The sequence below is a fragment of the Streptomyces antimicrobicus genome, assembly GCF_020532625.1.
GTDB lineage: Bacteria > Actinomycetota > Actinomycetes > Streptomycetales > Streptomycetaceae > Streptomyces > Streptomyces antimicrobicus.
In genome coordinates this window covers 1-10,952 of sequence record NZ_JAJAUY010000178.1, presented here as the reverse complement: position 1 = coordinate 10,952, position 10,952 = coordinate 1, and the positions used below count along the sequence as shown (strand labels likewise).

Genomic DNA, 10,952 nt, shown 5'->3' with positions numbered 1-10,952 from the left:
CAGCACGGCCGGCCGGGGCCCGGCTGCCGCCCCGGGAAGGGGCGAAGCGGGTGACTCGGCCCCGCCGAGTGACCACTCCGCGGACAGCTAGGCTCGTAGCCATGAGCCACACCCCGGACAGCGCCGTCCGCCAGTACATCGACACGCACCGCGCCGCCTTCCTCGACGACCTCGCCGACTGGCTGCGCATCCCCTCCGTCTCGGGCCGCCCCGAGCACGCGGACGACGTGCGCCGCAGCGCCGACTGGCTCGCCGGCAAGCTCAAGGAGACCGGTTTCCCGACGGCCGAGGTGTGGCAGACCCCCGGCGCCCCCGCCGTCTTCGCCGAGTGGCCCAGCGGCGACCCCGCCGCCCCCACCGTCCTCGTCTACGGCCACCACGACGTCCAGCCCGCGGCCCGCGCCGACGGCTGGCACACCGAGCCCTTCGAGCCGGTGGTCCGCGACGGCCGCATGTACGCCCGCGGCGCCGCCGACGACAAGGGCCAGGTGTTCTTCCACACCCTCGGCGTCCGCGCGCACCTCGCCGCGACCGGCCGCGACGCCCCCGCCGTCAACCTCAAGCTGCTGATCGAGGGCGAGGAGGAGTCCGGCTCCACGCACTTCCGCGACCTCGTCGAGCGCGAGGCGGCCCGCCTCGCCGCCGACGTCGTGATCGTCTCCGACACCGGCATGTGGTCCGAGACCACGCCCACCGTCTGCACCGGCATGCGCGGCATCGCCGACTGCGAGATCGACCTGCACGGCCCGGACCAGGACATCCACTCCGGCGCCTTCGGCGGCGCCGTGCCCAACCCGGCCACCGTCGCCGCCCGCCTGGTCGCCGCCCTGCACGACGCCGACGAGCGCGTGACGATCCCCGGCTTCTACGACAACATCGCCGAGCTGACCGACACCGAACGCCGGCTCATCGCGGAACTGCCGTTCGACGAGGCCGAGTGGCTGCGCGGCGCCAAGTCGCACGCCACCGCCGGCGAGGCCGGCTACTCCACGCTGGAGCGCGTCTGGGCCCGCCCGACCGCCGAGGTCAACGGCATCGGCGGCGGCTACCAGGGCCCCGGCGGCAAGACCATCGTCCCGGCGTCCGCCCACCTGAAGCTCTCGTTCCGGCTGGTCTCCGGCCAGGACCCGTACGAGGTCGAGGCCGCGGTCAGGGACTGGGTGGCCGCCCGGATCCCCGACGGGATCCGGCACTCGATCGTGTTCGGCGCCCCGACCCGCCCGTGCCTGACGCCGCTGGACCACCCCGCGCTCCAGTCCGTCGTACGGGCCATGGGCCGCGCCTTCGGCCAGAAGGTCCGCTTCACCCGCGAGGGTGGTTCCGGGCCCGCCGCCGACCTGCAGGACGTGCTCGACGCCCCCGTCCTCTTCCTCGGGATCTCGGTCCCGTCGGACGGCTGGCACGCACCGAACGAGAAGGTCGAGCTGGACCTGCTGCTCAAGGGCGTGGAGACCGCCGCCTACCTCTGGGACGACCTCGCCGCCCACTGGAGCCCGGCCCCCACGCCCGCACCCGCGGCGTCGGCCACGAAACCCACCGCGGCGCCCGCGCAGGATCCCGCACAGGAGTCCGCCCCCTCGGCCACGCCGCCCGGGCCGACGTCCGCCGCGGCCTCGGGCCTCGACCTCCCGACGGGGTCCACGCCCACGCCGGGGTCCACGGTGGAGCCCACGCCGGGAGCCGCGCCGGGAGCGTCGCCGGGGCCCGCGCCGAGCTCGGCGCCGGGGTCCACGCCCGCCTGAGGCCGCCCGCCCCGCCGTCCGCCGACCCGCACCCGCCCGTCCGCCTGCCCTCTGCCTGCCGCCGCCGCCCATCCTCGGGGGAGTTGGAAGTACCTGTGAGCACCTCGCTTGAGCACGTCGCCCGCCCCATCTCGCTCACCGCGCCCAGCGGGATCGACCGCGCCGCCCACCACCGCCTCGACGAGGCCTGGCTCGCGGCGGCCTGGAGCCACCCGACGACGCGGGTCTTCGTCGTCTCCGGCGGTCAGGTCCTGATCGACGACACCCCCGAGGGGGACACGGAGATCGTGATGACGCCGGCGTTCGAGGCGCCGGTGACCGAGACCCACCGGTACTTCCTCGGCACCGACGAGAACGGCGTCAGCTACTTCGCCCTCCAGAAGGACTCCCTGCCCGGCCGGATGGACCAGTCCGCCCGCCCGGCGGGCCTGCGCGAGGCCGGGCTGCTGCTCGGGCACCGCGACGCCGCCCTGATGGTGCACGCCGTGGCGCTGGAGAACTGGCAGCGCATGCACCGCTTCTGCTCCCGCTGCGGCGAGCGCACCGTGGTCGCCGCCGCCGGGCACATCCGGCGTTGCCCGGGCTGCGGCGCCGAGCACTACCCGCGCACCGACCCGGCCGTGATCATGCTGGTCACCGACGAGCAGGACCGCGCGCTGCTGGGCCGGCAGGTGCACTGGCCGGAAGGCCGGTTCTCCACCCTGGCCGGCTTCGTCGAGCCCGGCGAGTCCATCGAGCAGTCCGTGGTCCGGGAGGTCTGGGAGGAGGCGGGTGTGCGGATCGGCGAGGTGTCGTACGTCGCCAGCCAGCCGTGGCCGTTCCCGTACAGCCTGATGCTCGGCTTCACCGCCCGCGCGATCTCCTCGGAGATCAACGTGGACGGCGAGGAGATCCAGGAGGCCCGCTGGTTCTCGCGCGAGGAACTGCGCCGGGCGTTCGAGACGGGCGAGGTCCTGCCGCCGTCGGGCATCTCGATCGCCGCCCGGCTGGTGGAGCTCTGGTACGGCGAGCCTCTGCCCAGGCCGACGACGGCCTGAGCGCGCAGCAGACGACCACGGCCTGAGCCCGGCCGGGACCGCGTGGCCGCAGCCCCGGCCGGGACGTGACCGCCACCCGGCCGGGACCGCCTGGCCGCACCCCCGGCCGGGAATGGTCCGGCCGTCCCCGGCGTTCGAGTACCCGGACGCATCAAGACCCCGCGAAGGAGAGGCCCCCGCTATGCAGGACAAGGGTTCCGTGACGATGTACAGCACGACCTGGTGCGGCTACTGCCGCCGGCTGAAGAGCCAGCTGGACCGGGAAGGCATCGCGTACACCGAGATCAACATCGAGCAGGACCCGGAGTCCGCGGCGTTCGTGGAGAAGGCCAACAACGGCAACCAGACCGTTCCCACGGTCCTCATCGTCTCCCCTTCCGGCACCGAGTCGGTCATGACGAACCCGAGCCTGGCCCAGGTGCAGCAGGCCCTGGCGGTCTGACCCCCGCGCCGTACGCCCGCCCCCTGCCCGCCGCCGGCCCCACCCGCCGACGCCGGCCAGGGGGCGTACGCGTGGCACCGCCTGGTCACTGTCGGTACGACTTGTATGCACGGCCTGTGGACAACGTTGCCGTCGCCCCCACCGGACCTGGCAGCATGGCTGGGTGACAGCAGCAACGCACTCCTCAGCTTTCCCGGCCGTCGCCGACTCGGCCGACGCGGTGCTCCTGGGCCTGGACCCGGAGCAGCGCGAGGTCGCGACGGCCCTGGACGGCGCCGTGTGCGTGCTGGCCGGTGCCGGCACGGGCAAGACCCGCGCGATCACCCACCGGATCGCCTACGGGGTGCGCTCGGGCCGCCTCGCCCCCGCCAGCGTGCTGGCCGTCACCTTCACCAACCGCGCCGCGGGCGAGATGCGCGGCCGCCTGCGCACGCTCGGCGCCGAAGGCGTGCAGGCGCGCACGTTCCACTCGGCCGCCCTGCGCCAGCTCCAGTACTTCTGGCCGCGCGCCGTCGGCGGGGAGCTGCCCCGGCTGGTCGAGCGCAAGGTGCAGCTGGTCGCGGAGGCGGGCGCCCGCTGCCGCGTCCGCCTCGACCGCAACGAGCTGCGCGACGTCACCGGCGAGATCGAATGGGCCAAGGTCACCCAGACCGTTCCCGCCGACTACCCGGCGGCCGCGCTCAAGGCGGGTCGCGAGGCCCCCCGGGACATGGCCGAGATCGCCCAGATCTACAGCACGTACGAGCAGCTCAAGCGCGACCGCGTCATGATCGACTTCGAGGACGTGCTGCTGCTGACGGTCGGCATCCTGGAGGACCGCCACGACATCGCCGAGACCGTCCGCGCCCAGTACCAGCACTTCGTGGTCGACGAGTACCAGGACGTCAGCCCCCTCCAGCAGCGCCTGCTGGAGCTCTGGCTCGGCGACCGCGAGAGCCTGTGCGTCGTCGGCGACGCCAGCCAGACGATCTACTCCTTCACCGGCGCCACCCCCGACCACCTGCTCGACTTCCGCACCCGCTTCCCCCGCGCCACGGTGATCAAGCTGGTCCGCGACTACCGCTCCACCCCCCAGGTGGTCCACCTGGCCAACGGGCTGCTCGCCCAGGCCCGCGGCCGGGCCGCAGAGCACCGCCTGGAGCTGGTCTCGCAGCGCGAGCCCGGCCCCGACCCGGCCTACACCGAGTACCCGGACGAGCCCGCCGAGGCCGAGGGCGTCGCCCGTCGCATCCGCAACCTGATCGACGCCGGCGTGCCCGCCGGGGAGATCGCGGTGCTCTTCCGCATCAACGCCCAGTCCGAGGTCTACGAGCAGGCCCTCGCCGACGCCGGCGTGCCCTACCAGCTGCGCGGCGCCGAGCGCTTCTTCGAGCGGCAGGAGGTGCGCAATGCGCTGCTGACGCTGCGCGGCGCCGCCCGCTCCGGCGCACGCGACCCGCTGCTGGACGACGTGGTCGGGCTCGCCGCCCAGGTGCGGGCCGTCCTCAGCAGCATCGGCTGGAGCCAGCAGCCGCCCGCCGGCTCCGGCGCCGTCCGCGACCGCTGGGAGTCGCTGGCCGCGCTGGTCCGCCTGGCCGAGGACTTCGCCGGGGCCCGCCCCGGCGCCACCCTCGCCGATCTCGTCACCGAGCTGGAGGAACGGGCCGCCGCCCAGCACGCGCCCACCGTCCAGGGCGTCACCCTCGCCTCGCTGCACGCGGCCAAGGGCCTGGAGTGGGACGCGGTGTTCCTGGTGGGCCTGACGGACGGCATGGTGCCGATCACCTACGCCAAGACCGACGAGCAGGTGGAGGAGGAACGCCGGCTCCTCTACGTCGGCGTCACCCGCGCCCGGGTCCACCTGACGCTCTCGTGGGCCCTGTCGCGCTCCCCGGGCGGCCGCGCCTCCCGCCGGCCCAGCCGGTTCCTGAACGGGCTGCGACCGGGCTCCTCCGCCCCCGCCCGCTCCGGCGGGCTCGCGGCGGCGCCGGGCGAGCCGGGCGCGCGCCGGCGCTCGCGGCGCGGTCCGGTGGCGTGCCGGGTGTGCGGCCGGACGCTCACCCACGCCGGCGAGCTGAAACTCATGCGCTGCGAGGACTGCCCGTCCGACATGGACGAAGGCCTCTACGAGCGGCTGCGGGACTGGCGCGCCGGCCGGGCCAAGGCCCTCGGCATGCCCGCGTACTGCGTCTTCACGGACAAGACGCTGATGGCGATCGCCGAGGCGGCGCCGACCGAGCCGGGGGAGCTGGCGACGATCTCGGGGGTCGGCAGCCGCAAGCTCGACCGGTACGGAGCCGATGTGCTGGCCATCTGCGCAGGTGAAGAGCCTGAGGAGGGGCTCGGGGACGACGCGTAGAAACTCGTCGGAAAAATAGTTTGCACATGCCCTGGCAGTCCCCATAGGTTCTTAACCACGAGAACAGGCAACTTCTCCGAAGGCCTGTCTTCGTGCTGTACTTATCCGAATACATGGGACAGGCCCACCAGCCCGTCCCCGAGACGCCGAGAGGAGGCGAGACCCCGTGACCAGCTTCATGACCACCAAAATGACCGATCGCCCGGTCGCCGCTTCCTGCACGCTCGGCTCCACCCTGCTCGTCTCCTCGCTGCGTTCCCTCCGGGGCACCGGTCTGTCCGCGATTTCCGTGGCCAGCCCCGCCTTCCCGGCGATCCTCCCCGTGCGTGAGCGCAACGAGCGACCGACCCAGGCACCGGTGGCAGGTACGGGAGCCAAGGCTGAGGCCTATGGCTTCGCGGCGGCCGGTGCCGGAATCCAGACGAAGCAGACCCAGCACAACACGCAGCACCACCTGATGTGGGCCTTCCGTGGGCTCGAACCCTGGAGTGATCCAGCCTGATCGCCTGATCAGGCCGGCGCCTTCAGGGCCGCGGAACCCCACCCGGGATCCGCGGCCCTTCTGTTTGCCCCCATCCGGGGCGGGCGGAGCGAAGGGGCCTCGGGGACTGGCAAGACCAGGTACCAGCAGATCCGGCCGACCGCCGGACCGACCAGCAGACAAGACGAGGAAGAAAACACCGTGCAACTCGAAGCGCACGCCCCGTCCGTACCGCAGACCCACACGATCTCCCCGCCCGCAGTCCCGGAGGACTCCACCTTGACTCCGCTCACCGCGCTCACCGCGCTCGACGATGCCATCGAGAACCTGGGCGTCCCCGTCCCGTGCCGCACCTACGACCCGGAGGTCTTCTTCGCCGAGTCCCCGGCCGACGTGGAGTACGCCAAGTCCCTGTGCCGCACCTGCCCGCTGGTCGAGGCCTGCCTCGCCGGCGCGCTGGAGCGCCGTGAGCCCTGGGGCGTCTGGGGTGGGGAGCTGTTCGTCCAGGGTGTGGTCGTGGCCCGCAAGCGTCCGCGTGGACGCCCGCGCAAGAACCCGGTCACGGCATGAACGCCACCGGATTCGGAACCATCGACCGCCCTCTGACGCACGACCCCCTGAAGCAGGCCCTCATGACCCCCGCCCTCTCGAGCGAGCAGCCGTCCGGCTGCGCCACCGAAGACTTCATCACCACCGGCGCGATCACCTCGCGTCAGAACAGGACCCGCGAAATGCAACTCATCCCCGAAGCCCTGGCTCGCGCCCATATGGCCGACCGGATGCGTGAGGTCGACGCCGAGCGTCGGGCCACGCGCCTGGTCGCCGCCCGCCGCATGCAGCGGCGTGCCGAGCGCGTCTCGATGCGCGCCCGCCGTGCGCTGGCCATGGCCGTCATGCACTGACGACGACCGAAGGCTCCGCACGGAGCCGAGGAAGCGTCTTCCGGGGGGACCGGTCCGCACGGACCGGTCCCCCCGGTGCGTTGCGGGCACGTGCCCGGCCCGCGGCGATATCGTCTGGTGGTGGACCAGTCGAACCCCCACCCGGCGCCGCCGGCCACCGGCGGCCGCGCCGTCGTCTGCGCGCGCTGCGGCACCCCCGCCCCCGAGGGCCCCCCGCCCACCTGGACCTGCTCCGTCGAGAACGGCACCCGCCAGTACTTCTGCGTGGACTGCGCCCGCGCCAACCTCCGCGCGATCGAAGGCCGCCTCGACTCCTCCTGGTGGTGACCCCCCACCCCCCAGCCCACCCAACCGCCCCCGCCGGCGCCCCCCGACGACGGCGCCCCCCCCGACGGTGACGCCCGACGGCGGCGCCCGGCGGCGGTGACTCCCGCCAGGTCGAGCCCCGGCGGTGACCCCGGCCAGGTCCGGCGGTGACGCCCGCCCGGCTGCGCCCCGGCGGTGACCTCGCCCGGTCGTGCCCCTGCGGCAGAGCCCGCCCGGCCGAGCACGGCCGTGGAGCCCGCCGGGTCGCGCTTCAGCGGTGATGCCCGCCCGGTCGAGCCTCGGCGGTGACGCCCACCGGCCGAGCACGGCCGTGGTGCCCGCCTGGTCGAGCCCATTGGTGGAGCCCCCCCGGTCGCGCCCCAGCGGTGACGCCCGCCCAGTCGCGCCGCTGCCCGTGACGCCCACCAGGCCGGGCACCTGCCGAGGACACCCGGCCGGTTGAGCACGGCTGCGGAGCCCGCCCGTCGAGGCCCCGGCGGCAGAGCCCGCCCGGTCGCGCCCCAGCGGTGATGCCCGCCCAGTCGCGCCTGCCCGTGGCTCCCACCAGGCCGGGTAACTGCCGAGGACACCCGGCCGGTTGAGCACGGCTGCGGAGCCCGCCCGTCGAGGCCCCGGCGGCAGAGCCCGCCCGGCCGTACCCCTGCGGTGACGCCGGCCCGGTCGAGCCACCGCGGCGGCGCCCACCGGGCTGACCTCCCGGTGGCGGAGCCCGCCGGTCAAGCCACCGCTGGTGACCCCGCCCGGCCGCGCCCCGGCGGTGGCCTCGTCCGGTCGTGCCACTGCCGGTCACGCCCCGCCGGGCCGAGCTCCGGCGCCAGAGGCCGCCCGGTCGCGCCGCTGCCCGTGACGCCCACCAGGTTGAGGTACGCCGACGCCCCGCTCCCGGCCGACTCCCGGACGGTGAACCCGCCCAGCCACTCCCGGCGTCGTCCCCGCCCGGACGGGCCTGGCGGTGGAGCCGACCGGTCGCGACACTGCCCGTGACGCCCACCCGATCGAGGCCGCCGGTGGCTCCCACCCGGTCGACCACCGGCGGCGGAAGTCTCCCGGTCGTGCCTCGGCGTGACCCCCGTCGGGTCGTGCCACCGCTGGTGATCCCCGCCAGGTTGATCTCCGGCGGGGGGCCCGGCCGGGTCGATCTCTGCGGAGCCCGGCCGGCGTGCCACTGCCGTCACGTCCCACCCGGCGACCCCGCCAGTAGAGCCCGCCCGGTCAAGCCGCCGCGCGTGGTCCCCTCCCGAGCGGCACCCAGGCGGCAGCGCACGGACGGCCGACCCACGGCCGACTCGCTGCCGGTGCCCCGCCGGTCGTCCACTGCCTGTGACGCCCGCCGGTCGTGCCACTGGCTGTGACGCCCGCCCGGTCGAGGCCGCCGGCGCCGCGCACCCGGCCGACTCCCGGAAGGTGAACCCGCCCGGCCCTTCCCGGCGTTGCCCCGCCCGGCCGCCCCCGGCGGAGGCCTCCCGGTCGACGTCCGGTGGTCCCCCCCCGTGGGGTCGTGCCCTCGTCAGTGGGCCAAGCCCAGCTGACCCCCGCCGGCGCCCCCGCCCGGGTTTCGGCCCGGCCGATCCCCACCGGCGCCCCGCCCGGGTCGGGCCAGCACCGGTGGTCCCGCCGGGCCGGGTTGCCGTGGCAGCGGGTGCACCGGGGGAGCCGCGGTTGTGGGGCCTGTCCGATCGGGCCGCCGTCGGTGTGGGTCCGGCCGGGTGAGCTTGGTCGGGACGCGGCGGGTGGTCTCGGTGGTCAGGGTTTCGGGGAGAAGTCCGGGAGCCATTCCTCCAGTTCTTCGCGCAGGCGTACCGTCGCGCCCAGTTGGCACAGGACGCCGATGGTGCTGAGGGTCACGCGGTGGATCAGCAGGTAGGACGGCGGCAGGTTGATCATGCGGCCCAACTGGTGCGCGGGGGAGCGGGGGTCGGCGATCCGTGCGGCCTGGCCGCGTATCCACTCGCGGGTGAAGGTGAACTCCTCGACAGCCGCCGGCTCGATGATCGGCTTCAGGTAGTCGAGCACCGCGTCCGGGTCCAGTTCGACGGAGTCCTTCACGAAGCCCTCCGCGCACAGGTGCCCGTAGACCCCCTCCGCGTCGCCGTCCAGGGTCATCCGCAGCGAGCGGCCTATGGGGCCGGGCAGGCCGCCCGGGAGCCGGTCGACCGTGCCGAAGTCCAGAACCCCCAGCCGCATGCGGCCGTCCTCGTCCGTCACCAGGCGGAAGTTGCCCGGGTGGGTGTCCGCGTGCAGCAGCCCGGTGCGTGCCGGGCCGGAGAACAGGAACCGGGCCAGCAGCTGCCCGGCGCGGTCGCGCTCCTGCTGCGTGCCGTCGGCTATGACCTCCGACAGGGCGACGCCCTCCAGCCACTCGGTCACCAGCACCTGGTCGACCTGGTGCACCACGTCCGGGACCACCACGTCGGGGTCGCCCGCGAACGCCTCGGCGTGGACCCGCTGGGACTCCGCCTCCAGCGCGTAGTCGAGCTCCTCCGCGATCCGGTCCCGCAGCTCCGTGATCAGAGGCTTGATCTCCATGCCCGGGACCAGCGGTCCCAGCAGCCCGGCGAACCGGCTCAGTTGCTTCAGGTCCGACAGCAACGCCTCACCCGCGCCCGGGTACTGGACCTTGACCGCGACCTCCCGCCCGTCGTGCCACACCGCCCGGTGGACCTGTCCGATGGAGGCGGCCGCCGCCGGCTTGTCCTCGAACTCCGAGAACAACTCGCGCCAGTCCGGCCCGAGCCGCTCCGCCAGCACCTGGTGCACCGTCCCCGCGGGCAGCGGCGGAGCCGCGTCCTGGAGCTTGGTCAGCGCCGCCCGGTAGGGCCCGGCGACCTCCTCCGGCAACGCCGACTCGAAGACCGACAAGGCCTGGCCGAACTTCATGGCCCCGCCCTTGAGTTCGCCGAGGGTGCGGAACAACTGCTCGGCCGTGCGCTGCTGCAGCTCACGCGCCACCAGCTCCGCCGAGCCGCCCACGATCCGCTTGCCCAGCCCCCAGGTCGCCCGGCCGGCGAAGCCGAGCGGCAGCGCGGCCAGCTTCACGGTACGGGTGACCGCCTTCCGGGGAAGATCAGACATGAGCCCTCCAAGTCCCGACTGCTCTGCCGCGAGCCGCGATTACCCGGCCATTGTGTCCTGTGCCTCTCGGGCCGTGGAGGAGTCCCCCTCTTCGGTGTCCCTCTCTCCGGAGTCCCCGTTCCTCCTTGCCGAGTTTCCGTGCCGCCCTCCGAAGTGCCCGTCCCTCCCGTCGGCGTCCGCCGCCCCGCACGCGCAGCCCGGCTGCGCGGGCACCGGGATCCGCTCCCAGTGGACCCCCGGCAGGGCCGCCTCCCACCGGGCCCCCGCCGACGCGGGCAACTCCCCGTCCAGGAAGGCCAACGCGTGGGCCGCCGCCGAGCCGGCCACCGCCGTGGCCAGGCCCACGTCGCAGGCCGGGGATCCGCGTCGCCGGTGCTGCGACCGCCACTGCACCAGCATCCGCGGCCAGGCCCCGTCCCGGCCCACCCGCTCGCGCTCCATGCATCCGGCACAGGCCGTGGCTCCCGGCAGCACCAGCGGACCCACCACGCCCGTCCCCTCCAGCACTCCCGCGTACAGGTGCGGGATGCCCGAGGCGACCCAGTCCGCGGCCGTGGCCGGATCCGGCGCCCACGCGTCCAGCCCGTCCCGCGGGGCGAGCACGACCAGCG

Annotated in this window: 9 protein-coding genes and 1 pseudogene; 8 read left to right on the top strand and 2 right to left on the bottom strand. The window is 74.5% G+C overall.

Annotated features, from left to right (window positions below):
• Nucleotides 1-101: 101 nt before the first annotated feature.
• The 8 genes and pseudogenes from LG632_RS27660 to LG632_RS27625 form a co-directional block, all read left to right on the top strand.
• A pseudogene (locus LG632_RS27660) lies at nt 102-1,484 on the top strand (dipeptidase); the annotation flags it as partial.
• Nucleotides 1,485-1,837: 353 nt separating this feature from the next.
• Complete coding sequence (gene nudC, locus LG632_RS27655) at nt 1,838-2,779, top strand: NAD(+) diphosphatase (protein ID WP_226730290.1); 942 nt, start codon at nt 1,838-1,840, stop codon at nt 2,777-2,779.
• A 181-nt stretch (nt 2,780-2,960) separates the two neighbouring features.
• Nucleotides 2,961-3,221: a mycoredoxin gene (locus LG632_RS27650; protein ID WP_226730289.1), complete on the top strand. Its 261-nt coding sequence runs from the start codon at nt 2,961-2,963 to the stop codon at nt 3,219-3,221.
• 163 nt (nt 3,222-3,384) lie between these two features.
• A complete protein-coding gene (locus LG632_RS27645) occupies nt 3,385-5,559 on the top strand; it encodes an ATP-dependent DNA helicase UvrD2 (RefSeq protein ID WP_226730288.1) in 2,175 nt (724 codons plus the stop codon).
• 178 nt (nt 5,560-5,737) lie between these two features.
• The gene (locus LG632_RS27640) at nt 5,738-6,061 is read left to right on the top strand and encodes a hypothetical protein (protein ID WP_226730291.1); all 324 of its coding nucleotides are present in this window, start codon (nt 5,738-5,740) and stop codon (nt 6,059-6,061) included.
• Nucleotides 6,062-6,241: 180 nt separating this feature from the next.
• Nucleotides 6,242-6,610 (top strand): WhiB family transcriptional regulator, encoded by a 369-nt coding sequence (locus LG632_RS27635; protein WP_226730287.1) that lies wholly within the window; start codon nt 6,242-6,244, stop codon nt 6,608-6,610.
• Nucleotides 6,607-6,942: a putative WhiB-interacting protein gene (locus LG632_RS27630; protein ID WP_226730286.1), complete on the top strand. Its 336-nt coding sequence runs from the start codon at nt 6,607-6,609 to the stop codon at nt 6,940-6,942. Before LG632_RS27635 ends, LG632_RS27630 begins: the two co-directional genes overlap by 4 nt.
• A gap of 120 nt (nt 6,943-7,062) precedes the next feature.
• Nucleotides 7,063-7,269 carry an ADP-ribosylation factor GTPase-activating family protein gene (locus LG632_RS27625; protein WP_226730285.1) on the top strand — a complete coding sequence of 69 codons (207 nt, stop codon included), beginning with the start codon at nt 7,063-7,065 and terminating at the stop codon, nt 7,267-7,269.
• A gap of 1,743 nt (nt 7,270-9,012) precedes the next feature.
• On the opposite strand, the gene LG632_RS27620 is transcribed toward LG632_RS27625, so the two are convergent.
• Nucleotides 9,013-10,341, bottom strand: a complete 1,329-nt coding sequence (locus LG632_RS27620; protein ID WP_226730284.1) for an ABC1 kinase family protein — start codon at nt 10,339-10,341, stop codon at nt 9,013-9,015.
• A gap of 39 nt (nt 10,342-10,380) precedes the next feature.
• On the bottom strand, nt 10,381-10,952 hold a 572-nt coding region (locus LG632_RS27615; RefSeq protein WP_374203605.1), incomplete at its 5' end, for a ThiF family adenylyltransferase.